This is a genomic window from Ruegeria sp. N11 (assembly GCF_056531525.1).
In genome coordinates, this window is record NZ_JBQFLX010000005.1 from 1 (window position 1) to 21,905 (window position 21,905).

18 protein-coding genes and 3 pseudogenes are annotated in these 21,905 nt (G+C 56.8%); 10 read left to right on the forward strand and 11 right to left on the reverse strand.

What is annotated here, in order from left to right:
- A pseudogene (locus ACR0J8_RS06410) lies at positions 1-91 on the reverse strand (IS5/IS1182 family transposase); the annotation flags it as partial.
- Positions 92-109: 18 nt separating this feature from the next.
- Here ACR0J8_RS06410 and ACR0J8_RS06415 point away from each other — a divergent pair.
- Together ACR0J8_RS06415 and ACR0J8_RS06420 are read left to right on the forward strand one after the other, a co-directional pair.
- Positions 110-771, forward strand: a pseudogene (locus ACR0J8_RS06415) (IS5 family transposase); the annotation flags it as partial.
- An 85-nt stretch (positions 772-856) separates the two neighbouring features.
- Positions 857-1,015 (forward strand): annotated as a pseudogene (locus ACR0J8_RS06420) (IS5/IS1182 family transposase); the annotation flags it as partial.
- A 174-nt stretch (positions 1,016-1,189) separates the two neighbouring features.
- Here the strand turns inward: ACR0J8_RS06420 and ACR0J8_RS06425 are convergent.
- Entirely contained in the window at positions 1,190-2,047 is an 858-nt protein-coding gene (locus ACR0J8_RS06425; protein ID WP_480527346.1) for a methyltransferase domain-containing protein, read from the reverse strand.
- A gap of 24 nt (positions 2,048-2,071) precedes the next feature.
- Positions 2,072-4,117 carry an ASKHA domain-containing protein gene (locus ACR0J8_RS06430; protein WP_480527347.1) on the reverse strand — a complete coding sequence of 682 codons (2,046 nt, stop codon included), beginning with the start codon at positions 4,115-4,117 and terminating at the stop codon, positions 2,072-2,074.
- A gap of 217 nt (positions 4,118-4,334) precedes the next feature.
- Here ACR0J8_RS06430 and guaB point away from each other — a divergent pair, with 217 nt between their 5' ends.
- The 3 genes from guaB (at position 4,335) to ACR0J8_RS06445 (ending at position 9,439) form a co-directional block, all read left to right on the forward strand.
- Positions 4,335-5,783: an IMP dehydrogenase gene (guaB, locus tag ACR0J8_RS06435; protein WP_170614984.1), complete on the forward strand. Its 1,449-nt coding sequence runs from the start codon at positions 4,335-4,337 to the stop codon at positions 5,781-5,783.
- Between the two features lie 95 nt (positions 5,784-5,878).
- Positions 5,879-7,051 (forward strand): RsmB/NOP family class I SAM-dependent RNA methyltransferase, encoded by a 1,173-nt coding sequence (locus tag ACR0J8_RS06440; RefSeq protein ID WP_480527349.1) that lies wholly within the window; start codon positions 5,879-5,881, stop codon positions 7,049-7,051.
- Positions 7,052-7,147: 96 nt separating this feature from the next.
- Positions 7,148-9,439, forward strand: coding sequence for an ATP-binding protein (locus tag ACR0J8_RS06445; RefSeq protein ID WP_480889240.1), 2,292 nt, complete (start codon positions 7,148-7,150; stop codon positions 9,437-9,439).
- 5 nt (positions 9,440-9,444) lie between these two features.
- Here ACR0J8_RS06445 and ACR0J8_RS06450 read toward each other — a convergent pair whose 3' ends face one another.
- The gene (locus ACR0J8_RS06450) at positions 9,445-10,038 is read right to left on the reverse strand and encodes a sulfotransferase family 2 domain-containing protein (RefSeq protein ID WP_480889242.1); all 594 of its coding nucleotides are present in this window, start codon (positions 10,036-10,038) and stop codon (positions 9,445-9,447) included.
- 192 nt (positions 10,039-10,230) lie between these two features.
- Here ACR0J8_RS06450 and recA point away from each other — a divergent pair, with 192 nt between their 5' ends.
- The 3 genes from recA (at position 10,231) to ACR0J8_RS06465 (ending at position 14,436) form a co-directional block, all read left to right on the forward strand.
- On the forward strand, positions 10,231-11,295 hold the full coding sequence (recA, locus tag ACR0J8_RS06455; RefSeq protein ID WP_480527355.1) for a recombinase RecA: 1,065 nt from the start codon (positions 10,231-10,233) through the stop codon (positions 11,293-11,295).
- A gap of 182 nt (positions 11,296-11,477) precedes the next feature.
- The gene (gene alaS, locus ACR0J8_RS06460; RefSeq protein WP_480527357.1) at positions 11,478-14,147 is read left to right on the forward strand and encodes an alanine--tRNA ligase; all 2,670 of its coding nucleotides are present in this window, start codon (positions 11,478-11,480) and stop codon (positions 14,145-14,147) included.
- A gap of 1 nt (position 14,148) precedes the next feature.
- Entirely contained in the window at positions 14,149-14,436 is a 288-nt protein-coding gene (locus ACR0J8_RS06465; protein ID WP_170805679.1) for a DUF1330 domain-containing protein, read from the forward strand.
- 327 nt (positions 14,437-14,763) lie between these two features.
- Here the strand turns inward: ACR0J8_RS06465 and ACR0J8_RS06470 are convergent, their stop codons facing one another.
- Positions 14,764-14,985 (reverse strand): hypothetical protein, encoded by a 222-nt coding sequence (locus tag ACR0J8_RS06470; RefSeq protein ID WP_480889503.1) that lies wholly within the window; start codon positions 14,983-14,985, stop codon positions 14,764-14,766.
- Between ACR0J8_RS06470 and ACR0J8_RS06475 the strand changes: the two genes are divergently transcribed.
- Complete coding sequence (locus tag ACR0J8_RS06475; RefSeq protein ID WP_321254929.1) at positions 14,888-15,430, forward strand: transglutaminase-like cysteine peptidase; 543 nt, start codon at positions 14,888-14,890, stop codon at positions 15,428-15,430. The two genes, ACR0J8_RS06470 and ACR0J8_RS06475, sit on opposite strands and share 98 nt — an antisense overlap.
- A 164-nt stretch (positions 15,431-15,594) precedes the next feature.
- Here ACR0J8_RS06475 and ACR0J8_RS06480 read toward each other — a convergent pair whose 3' ends face one another.
- The 6 genes from ACR0J8_RS06480 to ACR0J8_RS06505 all read right to left on the reverse strand — a co-directional run bounded on the left by ACR0J8_RS06480 (position 15,595) and on the right by ACR0J8_RS06505 (position 21,213).
- A complete protein-coding gene (locus ACR0J8_RS06480; RefSeq protein ID WP_480889245.1) occupies positions 15,595-16,245 on the reverse strand; it encodes a hypothetical protein in 651 nt (216 codons plus the stop codon).
- A gap of 300 nt (positions 16,246-16,545) precedes the next feature.
- On the reverse strand, positions 16,546-18,363 hold the full coding sequence (gene typA / locus ACR0J8_RS06485; protein WP_170614992.1) for a translational GTPase TypA: 1,818 nt from the start codon (positions 18,361-18,363) through the stop codon (positions 16,546-16,548).
- A 76-nt stretch (positions 18,364-18,439) separates the two neighbouring features.
- A complete protein-coding gene (locus tag ACR0J8_RS06490) occupies positions 18,440-18,775 on the reverse strand; it encodes a DMT family transporter (protein WP_321252898.1) in 336 nt (111 codons plus the stop codon).
- Between the two features lie 385 nt (positions 18,776-19,160).
- Positions 19,161-20,318: an HD domain-containing protein gene (locus tag ACR0J8_RS06495; RefSeq protein ID WP_480889247.1), complete on the reverse strand. Its 1,158-nt coding sequence runs from the start codon at positions 20,316-20,318 to the stop codon at positions 19,161-19,163.
- Complete coding sequence (locus tag ACR0J8_RS06500) at positions 20,315-20,560, reverse strand: hypothetical protein (RefSeq protein WP_170614995.1); 246 nt, start codon at positions 20,558-20,560, stop codon at positions 20,315-20,317. The genes ACR0J8_RS06495 and ACR0J8_RS06500 overlap by 4 nt, the downstream gene beginning before the upstream one ends.
- On the reverse strand, positions 20,560-21,213 hold the full coding sequence (locus tag ACR0J8_RS06505) for an alpha/beta hydrolase (RefSeq protein ID WP_170614996.1): 654 nt from the start codon (positions 21,211-21,213) through the stop codon (positions 20,560-20,562). Before ACR0J8_RS06505 ends, ACR0J8_RS06500 begins: the two co-directional genes overlap by 1 nt.
- 177 nt (positions 21,214-21,390) lie before the next feature.
- Here ACR0J8_RS06505 and iscR point away from each other — a divergent pair, with 177 nt between their 5' ends.
- The gene (gene iscR, locus ACR0J8_RS06510; RefSeq protein WP_480527366.1) at positions 21,391-21,849 is read left to right on the forward strand and encodes a Fe-S cluster assembly transcriptional regulator IscR; all 459 of its coding nucleotides are present in this window, start codon (positions 21,391-21,393) and stop codon (positions 21,847-21,849) included.
- Positions 21,850-21,905 lie beyond the last annotated feature (56 nt).

Consider the following 21,905-nt stretch of genomic DNA (forward strand, 5'->3'; position numbering starts at 1 on the left):
ATCGCAAACCATTGCGGTTGATCAAGATTATCCCGCTCAACACACGCCGGTCATCGACACGCGGCTTACCGTGAGACTTGGGAAAGAAGGGGTCCCACGGTAGGCATGGGTTGACGACAAGCGCGTGCTGAGTGGAATAATCCTCTTCAGTTGCAATGACCTGCGTTGGAGTGATACTCCTGCCGCTTATGACCAGCACAAGGCCCCCTACAGCTAGTGGAAGCGTTGGAGTGAGAAAGGGATATTCGCGCGGATGATGGTCGGGCTGGCTTCTGAACTCGGTGAGTAACAGACCGTGATGATCGACGCAACCTATCTGAAGGCCTACCGCACAGCGACCAGCATGGCCGCAAAAAAGGGGGCGTGGCCGTCTGATCGGTAGTAATAAGGTGGCATGAACACAAAATTGCATGCAATCCGCGACAGCCAAGGGCGGCCGCTCAACCTCTTCGTCACCGCCGGTCAGGTCAGCGATTATATCGGCGCACGGGCATTGCTGAGCAGTCTGTCAAAAGTCAAATGGTTGCCCGGGGATCGCGGCTATGACGTCGACTGGTTCCGAGAAGCTTGCAGGACAAAGGCATACGGGCTTGCATCCCCGGTCGAGAGCAACGCAAGTCACCGGTCAAATACGACAAGCGTCGCAACCGCATTGAGATCATGTTTGGCCGACACAAAGACTGGAGGTGGGTGCCAACCCGCAATGAACGCTGTCCAAAGGTCTTCTGCTCAGTCATCGCCCTCGCCGCAACCATTATCTATTGGTTTTGAGCCCCGACCCTAGTCTCTGTGCCCGTTGATTTGGTTGCAGTTTTCGCTCCGGGCAGATTCAAGCCCATGAACTTCAGGAGGCGTGATGAGCAACTTGTTTTGGCCAACCGATGAACAGATGGCTCGGTTGAAACCGTACTTTCCTAAGAGCAGTTGCAAGCTACGTGTCGATGATTGGCGTGTCCAGAGCTGGATTATCTTCATCAATCCCCATTGGTTGCAGTGGCGTAATACGCCCAAGGAATAGGGGTCGCACTAATTGGGCCATTTGTTACCACTCAACTAGAAAAGACCAGATATGTTCAAAGTTTGTTTTGCCCGTGGTGAAACACGCGGCAAAACGAAATTCAATAGTTTCTGAATCCAATAGGTTTCCGGCAGGTGTTGCGCGTTGCACCGGGTTTCGATCTTCGGACCCTCAGGCGGCCCGGCGGGCCTGGAACAGGTTTATGGCAGCAGGGATGCTGATGCCATCATCTGTGGCGAATGTCGCGAAAGCTTCGGCGACTGCGGTCCGGATCGCCTTGATATCTCCGTCTGAGGCGCCAAAATGAGAAATGACCCGCGAGGCTGGGCCGACGCGCATACACAGTGCCGCAGTTTCCTCAAGCGTGTCCGGCCCGTGAAGGAACAGGGATACGGTTTCACCGCGAATGTCGCATAGTCCGGCGCGCGACATCATATCTGTCACATGTTCGATATCGTGGAAGGCAAGGGGGCCGGGCGCATAGCGATCTACTTTTGGGGGTTGGCCAAGCTGATTTGTGGCCGCGATATAAGGCAGCTTGAACCAAGGGTTGTCCGACAATGGTCCCCATGCTGCAAACGTCATCTGCCCGCCGAGTTTCAGCGCATTTGCCATATTCGCGAAGGCGGCGACCGGGTCCTCGAAGAACATGACGCCAAAACGGGAAATCACCGCGTCCTGGATCCCTTCGGAAAACCCAAAAGTCTGGGCGTCCGCGCATTCGACCTCAACCTGCGTCAGCCCCAAATCCAAGGAACGTTCGCGCGTGCGATGTGCGAAGGGTTGTGAGAAATCGGCAGCCAGAACGCGGCCATTCCGACCGACTTCTTGCGCCGAAGCAATTGTGCTGGCACCGGTTCCGCAACCGATGTCCAACACCCGCATTCCCGGCTTCAGCGCTGCGCGTTCCAGCACAAGACCAAGAACTGGCGCAAGAAGATGGTCAAGCTGGTCCTCGTGGATCAACCATTTGGCCCCAAGAACCGATTTTCCCCAATACTCAGCTTGCTCCTCATTTGCTGTAGTCATGACGGCCCCCTGTCAATGGCCGGATTATGACCTCCGGCGGCGGCGCCGGCCAGATTTTTCGTCATCTCCGCCACCTGTGTTGAACGATGGCGATGGCAGGGTGACAACTTGCGCCAGTTCCGGGAACGGATCTGATTTGTGCGGGATCGCGTTGGCGGCGACGAAATGATCCTGGAATTTCGGCTCGATAGCGGTTTCGATCTTGGTGATTTCGCGAACAACCCGTTCGATTTCGGACCGGGATGAGATGTTGCACAATGCAATGCGCGCGCCGGTCCCGGCGGCATTACCTGCGCTGGAAACCTTTTCCAGCGGCGCATCCGGGATCATTCCCAGTACCATCGCGTGTTTGGTCGAGATATGCGCGCCAAAGGCTCCGGCCAGCACCACGCGGTCGACCTTGTCGACCTTCATTTCGTCCATCAAAAGGCGTGCACCGGCATAGAGCGCCGATTTCGCCAGTTGGATTGCCCGGATATCGCCCTGGGTTACAGTAATGCGCGGGCCGCCATCGGCACTGGCGTCGTGGATTAGGTACGAATGCGTCCGCCCTTCGGGGATGCAGCGCGGCGTGCCGGTCTGTTCGGCCGATCCGATCAGGCCGCCTTCGTCCAACAGTCCTGCAATGCGCATCTCGGCCACGGCCTCGATGATGCCGGAGCCGCAAATGCCGGTGATTCCGGTTGTGGCAACATCCAGATCGAAACCGTCTTCGTCGGACCATTTTTCCGATCCAATGATCCGAAAGCGCGGCTCCTTTGTGGCGGGATCGATTTCAATGCGTTCGATGGCTCCGGGGGCGGCGCGCTGGCCGGAACTGATCTGGGCACCCTCAAAAGCAGGACCTGTCGGCGACGAGCAGGCCAGAACGCGGCTGGTGTTGCCCAACAGGATTTCCGCATTGGTGCCGACATCCACGATCAGGACCAGATCTTCGGATTTGCCGGGTTCTTCCGATAAAGCGACCGCAGCGCAATCCGCGCCTACATGGCCTGCGATACAAGGCAGGATATAGACCTGCGCGCGCGGGTTCATGTTGGTCAGATCCATCTGGCGAGCGGGCAGGGACATGCTTTCGGATGTGGCCAGTGCGAACGGCGCCTGTCCCAGTTCGACCGGATCAAGGCCAAGCAGCAGGTGGTGCATGACCGGGTTGCAGACAAACACGGTTTCCACGATCAGGGCCGCGTCGATCCCGGCCTCGTCCGCGATCGAGGTAGTCAGGTCATTGATCGCCTCACGCACGGCTTTCGTCATCTCCCGATCGCCGCCGGGGTTCATCATTGAATAGGAAACCCGGCTCATCAGGTCTTCGCCAAAACGTATCTGAGGGTTCATCAGGCCCGAGGACGCCTTGACCTCGCCCGTTTCCAGATCGGTCAGGTGCGCGGCGATTGTGGTCGAACCCAGGTCGATGGCAAGGCCGTAAAGGCCGCTTTCGTGCAGACCCGGCCAGATTTCGACGATACGCGCGACGCTATCGTTGTGGCCCTTGTGGACGGCGACCGTGACTTCCCACTTTCCCTTGCGCAGCACAGGCTGAAGCTTGGACATCAGCGACAGGTCCGCCGTCACGGCGTCGATCTTCCACTGTTCACGCAGGGCCCGTTCCAACCGCTCCAGATCGCCGGTGGGCGAGTGCATGTCCGGTTCCTCGACCACCACAAAATACAGGCGCGTCGCAGGGTCCATTGTGATGGCGCGGGCGGCGGCTGCCTTGCGAACAACCTGACGGTGGACCTGGCTTTCGGGTGGGACATCAATCACCACATCGCCCTGGACCGATGCCTGGCACCCCAGACGGCGACCGGGTTTCAGGCCACGCTTGTCGTCATAGCGTTGCTCGACCGCGTTCCATTCGCTTAGCGCGCCGTCGGACACGGTGACGCCGTGCTTGGGAAACTCACCATAGCTGGGTGTGATCTGGCATTTGGAACAGATGCCACGCCCGCCGCAGACCGAATCGAGGTCCACACCCAACTGGCGGGCCGCTGTCAGGATCGGAGTGCCAACGGGGAAATGCCCGCGTTTGCCCGATGGGGTAAAGACGACAAGTGGGTCGGTGGTCATGGAAGGCCTGCCTTTTTGTATTCGCGCGTATGCCGGGCAAGATATGAGTTTGCGCGCAAAGGGAAAGGGCATTCAGCGGCACGTTTTGCGCAGCTTGCGTCGTTTTTTACCAGACCGCCCGCCAACCGGGGCAAACTATTGGCACGCGGGGCTTTCCCTTGGGCTGAATCCGTGCAATAGGGTCGCCGTCAAACGGGGTTTTGCATGGGGTTAGCAAATGCAGATTCGTGAGGCACTCACCTTTGACGATGTTCTTCTGGTTCCGGGGGCATCCAGTGTCCTTCCTGCGACGGCGGATACAACCACGCGTGTGACGCGCAACATCAGCATGAACATCCCATTGCTCAGTTCGGCCATGGACACCGTGACCGAGGCGCGTATGGCCATTGCAATGGCACAGGCGGGCGGAATTGGCGTCATTCACAAGAACCTGTCAGTCGAGGAACAGTCCCGCGAGGTTCGGCGTGTCAAACGGTTTGAATCCGGCATCGTGTACAACCCCGTAACCCTGCGGGCGGATCAGACGCTTGCGGACGCCAAGGCGTTGGTCCAGCGCTACAATTTCACCGGATTTCCGGTAGTCGATGGCGATGGCCGCGTTGTTGGTATCGTGACCAACCGCGACATGCGGTTTGCCACTTCCGAGGACACTCCGATTCACATGATGATGACATCGGACAATCTGGCCATGCTGAAAGAGCCTGCGGACCTGGAAGAGGCCAAGAGCCTTATGCGTGCGCGCCGGATCGAGAAGCTTCTGGTTGTTGATGGCAGTGGCAAGCTGACGGGTCTTCTGACACTGAAAGACACCGAGCAGGCCGTTCTGAACCCCACGGCGTGCAAGGATCATCTGGGTCGCTTGCGGGTTGCAGCCGCAACCTCGGTCGGAGATGCGGGTTTCGAGCGTTCTGGAGAGCTGATTGACTCGGGCGCGGACATCATCGTCGTAGATACGGCGCATGGGCATTCACAGGGCGTTCTTGATGCCGTAAAGCGCGTCAAGGCCCTGTCGAATGAAGTCCAGATTATCGCGGGAAATGTCGCGACAGGTGAGGCAACCAAGGCACTGATCGACGCGGGGGCCGATGCCATCAAGGTTGGGATCGGTCCGGGGTCGATCTGCACGACACGGATGGTCGCAGGGGTCGGTGTGCCGCAGTTGACGGCCATCATGGATTGTGCCGCCGCCGCTGGCGAGGTTCCGGTGATCGCAGATGGCGGTATCAAGTTTTCCGGCGATTTCGCAAAGGCGATTGCAGCCGGCGCATCCTGCGCCATGGTCGGTTCGATGATTGCAGGTACCGACGAAAGCCCCGGCGAGGTGATCCTTTATCAGGGACGCTCTTTCAAATCCTATCGGGGGATGGGCAGCCTTGGTGCAATGGCACGTGGTTCAGCCGACCGGTATTTCCAGAAGGACGCCGCCAACGACAAGCTGGTGCCTGAAGGGATCGAAGGGCAGGTGCCCTACAAAGGGTCGGCCAGCGCTGTCGTGCATCAGCTTGTGGGCGGGCTGCGTGCCGCAATGGGCTATACCGGATGTGCTTCGGTTGAAGAAATGCGTCGCAACTGCACCTTTGTGAAAATTACTGGCGCGGGGCTGAAGGAAAGCCACGTTCACGACGTCCAGATCACGCGTGAAAGCCCGAATTATCGCGTTATGTAATTGCGATGGTTCAACAAGTGGCGCCCTTTACCGGGCGCCGTTTTGGTTTTTACGATGATCTGTTCCGACCATTCGTTTGACGACGGAGTTGCCTTATGACCCCTGCCGCCCGCATTCAGGCCGCCATCGAAATACTGGATGAGATTCTGGATGGCGCACCGGTCGAAAAAGCATTGACCGGATGGGCCCGGCGCAGCAGGTTTGCAGGCTCGAAAGATCGGGCAGGGGTGCGGGATCACGTGTTTGACGGCCTGCGCTGCAAGCGCTCGTTTTCGGCACTGGGCGGATCTGAAACCGGTCGGGGTCTGATGATCGGGTCGGCGCGTGCCAAGGGCGAGGATATCGCCGGGTTGTTTTCGGGCGCACGACATGCACCGCCCCCTGTTGCCGAACACGAGACAAGCCGGGGTTTCTCCTCCAAAGCGGAGGAGTTTGACATCCCGGAATGGCTTTGGCCAAGGTTCAGCGCGTCTTTGGGTGAGGATGCAATTCCTGCCGCCCACGCCCTGCAGTCCCGGGCCCCCGTTCAATTGCGTGTTAATCTGGTCAAGTCCGATGTGACTGAGGCTGTTCGAGTGCTTGAGTCGGACGACATCCTGACCAGACCGCACCCGGCCTGCGACACTGCGCTTGAGGTGATCGAGGGTGCCCGCAGAATCTCGCAAAGCCGGGCGTTTGCGTCCGGGATGGTCGAATTGCAGGATGCCGCGAGTCAGGCAGTCGCCGCATCGATCGACCTTGAACCCGGAATGCGCGTGCTGGACTATTGCGCAGGCGGCGGGGGAAAAGCACTGGCATTGGCGGCCCGGCCCGGAGTTCAGGTTTTTGCCCATGATATCAATGAAGCCCGGATGCAGGATATTCCAACACGGGCAGAACGGGCAGGGGTCAACGTCGAGCGACTGTCCGCTGACGACATCCTGCGGCAAGCCCCATTTGACGTCGTCTTGGCGGACGCGCCATGTTCCGGCAGCGGATCTTGGCGCAGGGCACCGGCTGGAAAATGGGCGTTGACCGAAGCAAAGTTGCAGGATCTTTGCGTCATTCAAGCACAAATACTCGAGCAGATTTCACAACTGACCCATTCAGGCGGGCTGCTGGCTTATGCGACGTGTTCTATGCTTGTCGACGAAAACGAGGCAATTGTGAACGCGTTTCAGACAATGCACCCGGATTGGCGCCTAGCGTTTCAGAAGTCATGGCAGGTGACACACGGAACTGATGGGTTTTTTACGGCACACTTGACGCGACAAGAAACGGAGCATTAACAACCTAAACGAGAGAGTCCTGCATTGATGTTATGTTAAGCGGGAATTAACCGTATTGGGTCCGTCATACTCGGTATCCAACATTCCGAGTCGTTTATGTCTGACACCACTGAGTTTTTTCCTGATCCTTCCGTTCGTCACACAGCTTACGTATCGCGCCTGTTGGCGCTGGCCTTGGTTGCGCTGGGATTGTGCTTTGCACCGTTTCTGAATGCGGTTCCGTCTGAATGGTCGATTGGGCTGATTGTTGTTGGCGGATCTTTGGCAGCTGCTGGAAGTATTGTCGTGTTTCGCGGGCAGTTGGCGGACAGGTGCGCAAGAAACGCAAAATCCGTTATGGCGGCGTTTGTTGAAAAGGACTTGTCCCCATGTCTTATCGCGGACAGTCAGGGTAATATTCAGATCATCAACCAGGCAGCCGTCAGGCGGTTTGGGGCAACGCAGGGGCAGCGTCTCGACCATTGTCTTCGATCTGTCTTTGCCAACCCCGCAGCACTCTTGTTGCGGCTGCAATCGAAGGTCGCCCAAAATGGCCGTGCGCGCGAGGATGCCGTGACGCTGGGTTCGACCATCCCTGTCAGCGTTTTTGGCTTTGGCAATGGGTTGTACTGTTGGCGGTTCGGATTGGACGAAAGTTCGCGTTGGGAAGGTTTGGATATTCCAGTTCTGACGGAAGGTAGAAACGGATCCGTTCTGCAAGCCAATAGCGCTGCGCAGGCACTGTTGGGGGGACAACCCGAAACGTTGGATCAGGCCATTGCCGGTGACGTTCCTGAGCCGGGCAGCATTCTGCAAATCAAGACAGGTGAGGGCGCTGTCCCTGGAACGTTTGTTCAGATTTCGCGATCGGGTATGGTGCGCGATTTTGCCCTAGTGCCGCTGAAAATCGCGCCCGAAAGCCGAACACGGATGACATTCTCGGATTTGCCTGTGCCGGTTCTTTGTCTCTCTCCTGACGGATGCATTCTTGAAGCCAACATATTGGCCAACAAACTGATCGGAGATATTGAGCCCGGTGTGACCAATGTCGTCGCAATCATGCAGGGGCTGGGGCAGCCGGTTCCCGATTGGCTGTCACGCACGGTCGCCGGTGAGGATGGCCCGCGTTCCGAGTTCCTGAAACTGACGCGGAAGGACAAGGATATCTTTATCCAGGTTACACTTAGCCGTGTCCTGCATGAAGGGCAGGTTTGCCTGATTGCGGTTCTGAACGACGCGACCGAACTGAAGACGCTTGAAGCCCAGTTTGTGCAGGGGCAAAAAATGCAGGCGGTCGGACAATTGGCCGGTGGCGTTGCGCATGATTTCAACAACCTTCTGACGGCGATCTCGGGTCACTGTGACTTGCTGTTACTGAGGCACGATCAGAATGATCCGAACTACGGTGATCTTGTTCAGATCAACCAGAACGCCAATCGCGCTGCGGCGCTTGTCAGCCAGTTGTTGGCATTTTCCCGCAAACAAACCCTCAGACCCGAAGCGTTGGATCTGCGCGACACGATTTCCGATCTCATCCATCTTCTGAACCGTCTTGTCGGGGAAAAAATCCGATTGACGCTCAGCCATGATCCGGTGCTCAAGCCAGTTCGGGCGGACAAGCGGCAGCTTGAGCAGGTGTTTATGAACCTGGTTGTCAATGCGCGGGACGCGATGCCTGAAGGCGGGGAAATTCGAATTGAAACCGAGGTCATCGAGATGGCCCAGCCGCTTAGGCGGGACCGGGCGACCGTTCCGCCGGGCGAGTATGTGACGGTCAAGGTGATCGACAGCGGTGTCGGAATTGCAGCGGACAAGCTGCAAAAGGTTTTTGAGCCGTTTTACACAACCAAAAGAACTGGCGAGGGCACCGGATTGGGCCTGTCGACTGTTTACGGAATCGTAAAACAGACCGGCGGCTTCATCTTTGTCGACAGCGCGCAGGGCTTCGGAACCGAGTTCACTGTATTTCTACCGGTGTCGGTTGCCCCGGCTGAGCCAGTGCCATCGCAGCAGGAAAGTCGGGTTCCGCAAAATGCAAAACAGGGTGACGGTGTTGTCTTGCTGGTCGAGGACGAAGCGCCCGTTCGAGCTTTTGCCACACGCGCATTGAGGTTGAAGGGGTACAAGGTGCTTGAAGCGGATTCCGGCGAAGAGGCTTTGCGCCTGCTCGAAGATTCCACTCTGAAAGTCGACGCATTCGTAACTGATGTCGTCATGCCGGGGTTGGACGGGCCGACATGGGTGCGCAAAGCGATGGAAACCCGGCCCGATGTCAGCGTGATCTTCATGTCAGGTTATACCGAAGGCGCGTTCAGCGGTTCAGGTCCCGAAATCGCCAGATCGACCTTCCTGCCCAAGCCGTTTTCGTTGAATCAGTTGACTGAAGCGGTCTTCCAGCAACTGAATTGAACGACTTAGAGCGCGGAGTCATGCAGGGCGAACTCGGCGCCATGTATGTTGCGGAACTTCTGTTCGGTTTCTTCTGGCAAGGCCAAGTCGCCAGGAGGAGATACGTTCTCCCACTGCAGATCAATTTTGACGTTCAGACGGTCCTGAAGAAAGTCCAGAATTTTGTCTTGATGCTCGTATTTGAAAACGTGACGTGCGCCGAAACCATTGCTGCGGGTGCGAAAGAACTGGGTTTGAGTGCCGACATCCGCAAACTCAGGTCGCGGGGTCTGCATGTAGGCTTGAACGAACTCATCAAAAGTCAGGCCACGTGTTGAGTGCGCGTGACCAACGCGGTCCTGACGGCTGCGAAACCTGTACCAGCTACCCAGCCAATCAATGGGTTCGCGTACAACGGCCATGATTTCCATCTCGGTATCGTACACTTTACGAAAAATGTTCTGAAAAAAGCGATCGTACCGGCGAACGGGCGCATGCTTGAGTTCAGGCGGACCAGCGACGACGATATCCGCGTGCTCCCGGAGGGCGGTGTGATAGGCGGTGCTGCCGGTTTTGGGGACCGACAAAAAAGCCAGTCGTTCCTTATAAAAAACAATCATTTACCTGCGTCCTTCTCACGTTCGGCTTTGACGCAGATTGGCGTAAACGGATCTTTAACACAATTCCGGAACAGTGAGTTACATAAGTTTTTGTTGAAATGTTCTACTTTTGGTCCCATAAGGAACAAGAGGCGAACAAAGCAGCGATTGCCGCCCGTTCAAGGGTGTGACAAAAGGGAAAGCGACAGGACAATGGCGGATCTTCTGACGATGAGCGACAAGAAAAACGCAGACAAGCAAAAGGCGCTGGACAGCGCACTGGCCCAGATCGAACGCCAGTTCGGCAAAGGGTCGATCATGAAGCTGGGCGAAGACGCCAGGCAGGACATCGAAGCAAGCTCAACCGGATCGCTGGGATTGGACATCGCGTTGGGTATTGGCGGTCTTCCGATGGGCCGGATCGTGGAAATCTACGGCCCGGAAAGCTCGGGCAAGACCACGCTGACCCTTCACTGCATTGCCGAACAGCAAAAGCGCGGTGGTGTCTGTGCGTTTGTGGATGCCGAACACGCGCTGGATCCGCAATATGCCCGTAAGCTGGGCGTCGACCTTGATGAATTGCTGATCTCGCAGCCTGACACCGGTGAGCAGGCACTTGAGATCACCGATACGCTGGTGCGATCAGGGGCCGTGAACATGGTTGTCGTCGATTCGGTTGCGGCACTGACGCCGAAATCGGAACTCGAAGGCGACATGGGCGACAGTAGTGTCGGCGTGCAGGCCCGTCTGATGAGCCAGGCAATGCGCAAACTGACCGGCTCGATCAGCCGTTCGAAGTGCATGGTGATCTTCATCAACCAGATTCGGATGAAGATCGGCGTCATGTTTGGCAGCCCGGAAACCACCACTGGTGGTAACGCGCTGAAATTCTACAGCTCGGTCCGTCTGGATATTCGCCGTATCGGCGCGATCAAGGATCGTGACGAAGTGGTCGGTAACCAGACCCGCGTGAAAGTCGTGAAGAACAAGGTGGCGCCGCCCTTCAAGCAGGTTGAATTCGACATCATGTATGGCGAAGGCATCAGCAAGATGGGTGAGTTGCTGGACCTCGGCGTCAAAGCCGGCGTGGTCGAAAAGTCGGGTTCGTGGTTCAGCTATGGCGACGAAAGGATCGGGCAGGGCCGAGAAAACGCCAAGCAGTTCCTGCGTGACAACGCCCGCGTGGCGCTGGATATCGAGGATAAGATACGCGCGGCTCACGGTCTGGATTTCGAATTGCCCCCCAATGCGGACGAGGATGATATTCTCGAAGCGTAATCGTCGCGCCGAAGCGAACGACAGAAATCCCACGGTTCCTTTCAGAAGGATGTAGAAAGCACGGAACAGGGCGGTCCTCCAGGGTCGTCTTGTTTCGTTCCGCCAAACCAATGCTGTGGACACTGCGAGGGCACGGGGCTAAACCTTCGCAGACCAAGATGATTGCGCGCTGAGAGAGCCTTATGCCCACGCTGAACGATATCCGATCCACCTTCCTGAACTACTTTGCAAAACAGGGGCACGAAGTGGTGGCATCCAGCCCGCTGGTCCCACGAAACGACCCGACACTGATGTTTGTCAACTCGGGCATGGTGCAGTTCAAAAACCTGTTCACCGGAGTTGAAACTCGCGACTATCAGCGTGCTACAACTGCGCAGAAATGTGTGCGTGCGGGCGGCAAGCACAACGATCTGGACAATGTGGGATACACCGCGCGGCATCACACGTTCTTTGAGATGCTTGGGAATTTTTCATTCGGCGATTACTTCAAGAATGATGCAATCCCGTTTGCATGGGAGTTGATCACCAAGGAGTTCGGGATCGACAAAAGCCGTTTGCTGACCACGGTGTATCACACCGACGACGAGGCGTTTGAGATTTGGAAAAAGGTCGGAGTGCCCGAAGACCGGATAATCCGCATCGCAACCAACGACAACTTCTGGCAGATGGGGCCGACTGGCCCGTGCGGCCCGTGCACCGAGATTTTCTATGATCATGGCGATCATATCTGGGGCGGTCCTCCGGGTTCGGCCGAGGAAGATGGCGACCGGTTCATCGAAATCTGGAACATCGTTTTCATGCAGAACGAACAGTTCGAAGATGGCTCGATGGTGGAGCTCGACATGCAGTCGATCGACACGGGCATGGGGCTGGAACGGATTGGTGCGCTTCTGCAGGGCAGCCACGACAACTATGACACCGACTTGTTCAAGACGCTGATCGAAGCTTCTGCTGAGGCAACCGGCGTGGATCCGTACGGTGATCAGAACGTGCATCACCGCGTTATCGCGGATCACCTGCGGTCAACCTCGTTCCTGATTGCCGATGGCGTAATGCCTTCAAACGACGGGCGTGGTTATGTTCTGCGTCGAATTATGCGCCGGGCCATGCGGCATGCCCATCTGCTGGGTGCCAAGGACCCGGTTATGCACCGCCTTGTGCCTACGCTGGTCCAACTGATGGGCGCGCAATACACCGAACTGGGGCAGGCGCAATCGCTGATCGAGGAATCTTTGCTGCTTGAAGAAACCCGTTTCAAGCAAACTCTGGACCGCGGATTGAAGTTGCTGGATGACGAGATGTCCGGACTGCCTGAAGGCGCGCCGCTGCCGGGGGATGCCGCGTTCAAACTGTATGACACCTATGGCTTTCCACTGGACCTGACTCAGGACGCGCTGCGCGAAAAGGGTCGGACAGTCGATACCGACGGTTTCGATGCGGCCATGGCCGAACAGAAGGCCAAGGCGCGCGCCGCCTGGGCCGGGTCCGGAGAATCGGCGGATCAGGCTGTGTGGTTCGATGTTCTCGATGCTGCCGGGGCTACGGATTTTCTGGGATACGATACCGAAAAGGCCGAAGGTCAGATCGCCGCGCTGATTGTTGATGGTTCTTTGGTCGACAAAATCGGGCAGGGCGGCAGCGGCTGGGTCGTTGTGAACCAGACGCCGTTCTATGGCGAAGCCGGTGGTCAGATCGGCGACACAGGCGAAATTCGCCGTCTGGAAGACCGCGATGATGTGGCGTTGGTCGAAGACACCAGAAAATTTGCCGACGGCAAAGTTTACGCCCACAAGGTGACCGTGGATCAAGGTACGCTTTCCAAGGGCGACGCAGTCGAACTTGAGGTCGATCACGTCCGCCGCACGGCCATTCGCGCGAACCATTCGGCCACGCACCTATTGCACGAGGCCTTGCGCGAAACGCTGGGCGATCATGTGGCGCAGCGCGGCTCGCTTAACGCAGCGGATCGGCTGCGGTTCGACTTCAGCCATTCCAAGGCTCTGACACTGGAAGAGGTTAAGAAAGTCGAACGAGAGGTGAATGATTTCATTCGCCAGAACTCGGCCGTCGAAACTCGGATCATGACGCCCGACGATGCGCGCGAACTTGGCGCGCAGGCATTGTTCGGCGAAAAGTATGGCGATGAAGTCCGCGTGGTGTCGATGGGCAAGGCGCCGACTGGCAAAGGCAGCGACGGGGAAACCTGGTCGATCGAGCTGTGTGGTGGAACGCATGTGCGCCAGACTGGGGACATCGGCACATTCGTTGTGCTTGGTGACAGTGCCAGTAGTGCGGGTGTACGCCGGATCGAAGCCCTGACCGGGGATGAAGCGTTTCGATATCTGTCGGCACAGGATCACCGCGTCGCCCAGATCGCTTTGGAACTGAAGGCCCAACCTGACGATGTAGTGGGACGCGTGAAGTCCCTGCTGGATGAACGAAAGTCCTTGCAAAATGAGGTCGCTCAGTTGCGCCGTGATCTTGCCATGGCTGGTCCGTCGACCGGCGGTGGCGCGGAGGCCAAACAGGTGAACGGTGTCAAATTCCTGGCTCAGGCCTTGAGCGGCGTTTCCGGAAAAGATCTTCCGTCGCTGATCGACGAACACAAAAGCCGCCTCGGGTCAGGGGCGGTGTTGCTGATTGCCGACGCCGGCGGCAAGGCGGCCGTCGCGGCGGGTGTCACGCCAGATCTGACGGATCGGGTCTCCGCAGTCGACTTGGTGCGGGCTGCCGTGGCTGAACTGGGCGGAAAGGGCGGCGGTGGCCGTCCGGATATGGCGCAGGGCGGAGGCAAGGACGCCTCGAATTCGGATGCGGCGATCAAGGCTGCGGAACAGGTATTGGGAGGATAAAATGGCTGCACTCTGGATTGCGCACGTAACAGTGACTGATGCCGAGGCATATGGAAAATACGCCGAGTTGGCCGGGCCAGCCATCGCCAAGCACGGGGGTGAGTTCATCGCCCGTGCTGCGCGTTACGTTCAACTGGAAGGCAAAGAGCGGCCGCGCAACGTTGTCGCCCGCTTCCCGTCACTAGAAGCAGCGGTCGAGTGCTACAACTCGGACGACTACCAGCAAGCGCTGAATCATGCCCGTGAGGCGAGCGAACGCGAGCTGGTTGTGGTTGAAATCACTGAGTAACTGTCAGTTTACAAAGCTCGTCTTGTAGATTTCTTTGGGATACGGCGACAGATCGGCAATCTTTAGCCTATGTCACAATCCATTTTAGAAGCGCGGCCCGTCTATATGGGTTGCAATTTTTTATTAACTATAACAATATCTTACGCAAACTGGATCGTACAATCTTGAAGGTTTCGCGCCGCAATTATGACCGCGCCATCCAACTTCTAGCGCGAAAAAGTCAGATTGAAGATCGAATTTTCGCCCTTTTTTCCGTCCAATTTTTTAAAGTGATTGCCCAAGCTGGGATGTTCGCAGGTCGTTTCCCATGACGGAGTGCGGCCCTGTTTAATGCGCGATCGTGCAAAAAACACAGGATTGGGGTGTAGGAATGTCTTTATTTATTGCACTGGCGAAGCGCTTCCGCACCAGAGTTTTCCCAATATCGGCGTGCGTCGCTACCGTTTGCGTCTTGAGCATCTGCACGATTGCCTCGGCACCGTCAGCACACGCATCCGAGGGAGGCTTTATTCCAAGTGTTGCATCTTCACCGCCACCTTCCGGCGCCATCAACCTTTGCAATCAATACAATTGGGCCTGTGTAGGAAAACGATCTGTATCCATGTCCAGCCAACAGGAATTGAAGGTTGTGGAGCAGGTTAATCGGCGCGTGAATAACTCGACCCGCGAAGTGACCGATCAGTCCCAGTATAACACCCGCGAGAGATGGGCACTGCCAACGGCAAGAGGCGGTGATTGTGAAGACTTCGCCCTGCTGAAGAAAAGAGATTTGATCCACGCAGGGGTAGATCCAAGCAAACTGTTAATCGCTACAGTATTGGACAGGCGCCGGGGGCCGCATGCAGTTCTGGTTTATCGCTCAGCCAACGGCGATTTAGTTTTGGACAACCTCACAAACCGGATCAAGCACTGGACAGCGACGCGGTACCTTTTTCTTCGCATGCAGGACCCAAAACGACCTAGCCACTGGGTGGGTGTTTACGGTCATAGCTGAGCCCAACGCACCTTATTTGAGTTGCTGAGACACGTTGCATGGGTACAAATTCTTTGCACCCATGTTTTTCAGGCAGGTTTCAAAACACGAAGAGCTACGTGTGCGCTGCTAAATGAGCTATCTAGGATCAAATCCGGACGTCTGACCGCAACTTCCGTGATCCCTCACGTTGGCTCTTCTTCACCGCCTGGTTCTTCACCACCCGGCTCCTCGCCACCCGGCTCCTCGCCACCCGGCTCCTCGCCACCCGGCTCCTCGCCACCCGGCTCCTCGCCACCCGGCTCCTCGCCACCTGGCTCTTCACCACCTGGCTGCTCGCCACCTGGCTGTTCACCACCGGGCTGTTCACCACCTGGCTGCTCGCCACCGGGCTGTTCACCGCCGGGCTGTTCACCACCGGGAGTTCCTCCTCCTGTGGTTTCTGGACCACCACTTGGACCGGTCGCTTCAACTCCGCCGCCCGAGTTTTCTCCGCCGGGAGTACCGGTATCGCGGTTCTCATCTGGGTGACCGTCCCCGGATCTTTGATTTGAGGTTCCGGTAGACGCTGTTGGAAAATCCGTAAGCAGTGCAGCCAGAGGCGCACACTCAGCGCCAAGTCGTGCCAGGATCTTGTCGAAATCGGCGCGACGTTGGACATAACGTATCATTCTACTCGTAACCGCATCACATTCGCACAAGACTTGAGATGATGCGCCGGACTGGCGCGCAGTTTTGACATCGCACACACCGGCAGCGAAAGACTCGTCAGCCGAAACGACGAAGAAAGCAGTCGCCACGAGGTAAGTCGGAAAGGTACGGGACAGGGTTCCCATGTTGTACTCCTTGGTACTTTTTACTCAACCATGCCGATCATATGCACCGTCTAGTTCAAGGCGCGTATGAAGAGCATCACACAATTGACGCAAATACACCTTGATAATAACCAAACCACAAGATGTAGTTTGGGAGAGTGACTTCGAATTAATACAATTTAAAGGAGAGACGCTATTCTTTTTAAAGGAAACCGGGCAATTTGCCCAGGTTTCCGCTTTCTAGTTTTAATCTTTATTGGAAGCAAATATGCCACACAATCGCCATTGTTTCCGTTTCGGACATGCACAGTCTGCAGTTGATCAGGCTGATTTTGCCATACGTTTACGCTCATGCGGGTCCAGAAAACGCTTGCGCAGGCGGACCGCGTTGGGTGTGACTTCGACCAGTTCGTCATCGTCGATATAGGCAATCGCCTCTTCCAGAGAAAACTGTACATGCGGCGTCAGACGCACGGCGTCGTCCGAACCGCTGGCACGCACGTTGGTCAGCTTCTTGCCTTTCAGAGGGTTCACTTCCAGATCGTTGTCGCGCGAATGTTCACCGATCACCATGCCCTGATACACGTCGGTCTGAGGGGCAACGAACATGCGGCCACGCTCTTCAAGGTTCCACAGTGCATAGGCGACTGCCTGGCCGTTTTCCATTGAGATCAGAACACCGGCACGCCGGCCGGGGATAGGGCCTTTGTGTGCCGCCCAACCATGGAAGACGCGGTTCAAAACGCCGGTTCCACGCGTGTCGGTCAGGAATTCGCCATGATACCCGATGAGACCACGAGAGGGCACATGGGCAATGATGCGGGTTTTGCCTGCACCAGCAGGGCGCATCTCGACCAGTTCACCTTTGCGTGCACCTGTTACCTTTTCGATTACGGCTCCGGAGTATTCGTCATCCACATCGATGGTGACTTCTTCAACCGGCTCAAGCCGTTGTCCGTTTTCCTCGCGGAAAAGAACCTGCGGGCGTGAGATGCTGAGTTCGAACCCTTCACGTCGCATGTTCTCAATCAGAACGCCCATCTGCAATTCGCCGCGGCCTGCGACCTCGAATGCTTCGCCGCCGGGCGTGTCGGTGACGCGAATGGCAACGTTGGACTCGGCTTCTTTCATAAGACGGTCCCGGATCACCCGAGACTGGACCTTTTTCCCGTCGCGTCCGGCAAGCGGAGAATCGTTGATCCCGAAGGTCACTGTGATGGTCGGCGGGTCGATCGGTTGCGCGGGCAGGGCCTCGTCAACCTGAGGCGACACAAGCGAGTCCGCCACGGTGGCCTTGCTCATACCTGCGATGGTGACAATGTCGCCGGCTTCGGCCACATCGATCGGCTGCTGGCTCAGGCCGCGGAAGGCGAGAATTTTGGACGCGCGGAAGTTCTCGATCAATTTACCGTCCCGGCTGAGCGCCTTGAGGCTGTCGCCCGCCTTCAGGGTGCCACTTTCCACGCGACCGGTCAGGATGCGGCCGATGAAGGGGTCGCTGCCCAATGTGGTGGCGAGCATGCGGAAGGGCTCGTTTTTCTTCTCTGCCTGCTTTGGGGCAGGGACGTGATCGACAATTAGGTCGAACAGGGCGGTCAGGTCCTTGCGCGGCCCGTCCAGTTCCATGTCGGCCCAGCCCGAACGGCCCGAGGCATACATGGCCGGGAAATCCAGCTGGTCATCGTCGGCGCCAAGGTTGGCAAACAGGTCGAAGCATTCATCCAGAGCCCGGTCGGGTTCTGCATCCGGCTTATCAACCTTGTTCAGAACCACAATGGGACGCAGTCCCAGCGCCAGCGCCTTGGAAGTCACGAACTTGGTCTGCGGCATGGGTCCTTCGGCAGCGTCAACCAGCAGGACAACGCCATCCACCATGCTGAGGATACGCTCAACCTCGCCACCGAAATCGGCGTGGCCGGGGGTGTCGACGATGTTGATGCGCGTACCTTTCCATTCGACCGAGGTTGCTTTGGCCAGAATGGTGATGCCACGTTCGCGTTCCAGATCGTTGCTGTCCATGGCGCGTTCGGCTACGGCCTGGTTTTCCCGGAAAGCACCGGATTGTTTGAGCAGCTCATCCACCAGGGTCGTCTTGCCGTGGTCAACGTGAGCGATGATTGCGATATTGCGCAGGTCCATGAGAGGTCAGCCTTTGAACTGGAAGTTGTCGCGCGCATAACGCGGCGCGACAAAATATACCAGCCCTAACGCGCGTTCAGTGGCCTGCGGTCTTGGAAAACAGATGAATGATCAGGATTCCGGATAGAATAAAGGTCAATCCGATCACGGCTGGCCAGTCCAGCCTTTGGCCGAACACCACGAAGCCAATGATGGCGATCAAAAATATTCCAAGCCCAGACCAGATTGCGTAAACGACGCCAACCGGCATGAATTTCAGTGTCAGTGCCATGAAGTAAAAGGCGAACCCATAGCCCACAACAACCAGAACCGACGGCCAGAAGCGTGTAAACTGCTGGCTGGCCTGCAATGCTGTGGTTCCGATCGTCTCGGACAAAACGGCTACAAGAAGGAAGAGATAGGCTTTGGGCAATGGAAAACTCTCACAACGAATGTTCAGGTGTGCTTGAGCATAAAAACCTGTCAAACGGCAAGAATTTTCTGTCATGCGGGGCAACGACAGTAGACGTCGAAAGGTGACCACAGGTCAGGATTACCAGACTATTTGCAGAAGTCTGAATGTGATATGCCAGCTTTTGTATTAAGTTTAGTAGTTTGAAGAGTTTGTCATGACGAATTTTGCAAGAACCGTCATTATTTTATCGGTGTTGGTAGCGGCGCTAGGGTGGCTTGCAGACGGGGGGTCCGTCGACAATGATGCAGCCCAGGTTGTTGAACGGTTAAAGGGTACACAGGTTTAAGTGTCCGCGAAACGCCAGAAAAAGGGGCTTCTGCCCCTTTTTTTTTTTGATGCACCCTTAACCGGCCGTAACTTCGAAAAACTCGGCAATTCTGGGTCTGAGCCAGCCCCAAAGCCGCGGAGCCCCGCGTTGTATGGGAGCGCCCACCCGCTTTTCGATTTGCCCAAAAGTGACGTTGTAGTCGGCCCATGTCCCGCCCTGGGTTTCCAGGTTTCCGATCGGTGCCTGAAACCGGTCAACCGCCTTTGCGAACTGGGCGTCCGGGCTCTGCGCCGCTTCAAATTCTCGCCACAATGACTGGAACGTATCCCGTTGTGTTGCTGGCAAAAGTCCGAACAGACGTTCGGCTGCGGCTTCTTCCTCGGCGGCCTGCGCGGCGTGATCGACCTGCCCGTGGATCGGGTGATCACCGGCGTCGATTTCGACGATGTCATGCAGCAACAACATGCGCAGAACCCGATCGATTGACACAGATGGATCCGAGTATTCCGAAAGGATCCACGCGTAGAGCATGATGTGCCAGGAATGCTCGGCCGAGTTTTCGAACCTTGAATCGTACAAAAGACGCGACGCACGGTATACGGTTTTCAACTGATCCGTTTCGGTCAGAAATGGTAGTCGGTCCCAGAAAGGATCGGTTTCTTCCAGGTCTGCGCCATCCAGCATGGCCCGGGATCGTCGGAACGCAAAAGGAAATGCGGTTTCGAGATAGGCAGCGCGGCCGCCATCCAGATTGTCCTGCACAACGGTCAGGTGTTCGGGATCAGGGTTTGGTGCGCAGAGCACTTGAAACATCGGCTGGCACCGATCAAGGATTTTGGCAAAACGGGCATCAGGTGTCGCATCGGCCTCGAACTCCGCCCAAAGGGACAGGAACTCCGAGGTCTGATCGAACGGCAGCAAGCCAAACAGCGTTTCGGCGGCAGCCTGTTCTGCCTGCTCCACCGCTGACCAATCTGTCGCCAGATGGATCGGATGATCGCCAACGATGATTTCGACCAGATCGTGCAGCAAAAGCATTCGGATGACGCGATCAATATCGACATCATCCTCAGCCAAGGGCGCCATCACCAAAGCCCACAACGCCAGATGCCAGCTGTGTTCCGCTGAGTTTTCCTGCCGGGACTGATCCAGCAGTGTATTTGCCCGATCAACTGATTTCAGCCTGTCCGCTTGTTTCAGAAACGCGATCTGTGCGGACAGTCTGTCAGTCATTGTTTTTCAATAGCCTTGAGTTTCGAGCGATGTGCGGACAGGTGTTTGACCAGGAATTGCCGCGCCTTGCGCTCGGCCATGCGAACCCGGATTTCGGTCAGGAACGCCTCTTCCAATGATTGGGAAGCCGCCGCAAGAACCTCGCCGACTTCCACAAAGAACCGGTCATTGCCGGTTTCATCCATAACCTTCAACGTATCTTCGGCCAGCCTTGCCGCCAGAGTGCCGATGGTATCCGACATCAGCGGGTGTTCTCGGTCAGGCGGCGCTTTACATAGTCGGTTGTGGTGTCGATCAGCGTATCCATATGGCGGTCCTGGAAGAAGTGGTCTGCGCCTTCCACCTCGGTATGCGTGATGGTGATACCTTTTTGTTCGTGCAGCTTGCTGACAAGCGAAGTGGTATCGGCCGGCGGCGCGACCCTGTCCGAGGTGCCGTTGATGATCAGGCCCGAAGACGGGCAGGGCGCCAGGAATGAAAAGTCATACATGTTTGCCGGGGGCGACACGCTGATGAAACCGGTGATTTCCGGGCGACGCATCAGCAGTTGCATTCCGATCCATGCGCCGAATGAAAACCCAGCAACCCAGCAATGCTTGGAGTTGTTGTTCATCGATTGCAGGTAATCCAGCGCGGATGCCGCATCGCTCAGTTCACCCACGCCCTGATCGTATTCACCCTGGCTGCGGCCCACGCCGCGGAAATTGAACCGCAACACGGTGAAGCCCATGTTATAGAACGCGTAATGCAGGTTGTAGACCACCTTGTTGTTCATGGTCCCGCCAAATTGAGGATGCGGGTGCAACACGATGGCGATCGGTGCGTCTTTTTCCTTTTGCGGGTGGTAGCGGCCTTCCAGGCGGCCTTCTGGTCCGGGAAAGATCACCTCGGGCATATGTGCTTTAGTCCTGTCTTTGTACTACTGGCGGCCGGAAATACTTGACGGTTATCGTCGGACACCTTAGAACGGTTCTAATTACGTTGCATTGCGTATGACGCTGCCTGACGGAGATACGCATTGGTAGCGGCGGCGTCAATGATTTCGCACTGAACTTGCCACGAAGGAAAGTGAATGAAGCTGTCGACCAAAGGCCGCTACGCAATGGTTGCTCTGGCTGATATCGCTTTGCAACCAACAGATGGGCTTGTGACTCTGGGGGAAATCTCTGAGCGGCAAGACATTTCCCTGCCGTATCTTGAGCAGTTATTCGTCAAACTCCGGCGCGCAGAACTGGTGTCTTCGGTTCGCGGGCCGGGGGGCGGTTACCGACTGGCACGCCCTGCGTCAGAAATCCGCGTTGTCGAAATTCTGGCCGCAGTGGATGAGTCCCTAGATGCTCTGCAAAAGGGCGCGGGTGCTTCGGGGGCTTCATCGGGAAGCCGGGCCCAATCCCTGACCAACCGTCTGTGGGAAAGTCTCAGCGCGAATGTCTATGTGTTTCTGCATCAGACGCGTCTCTCGGATGTCATCAAGAACGATCTGGCACCGTGCCCGGCGGTTCCTAGTCTGTTTGCGGTTGTGGACGAATAAAAAATGAGTATCTCGGGCGGCAAAACGGCTTGTGCTTCTAACTTGGAAAAGATGCA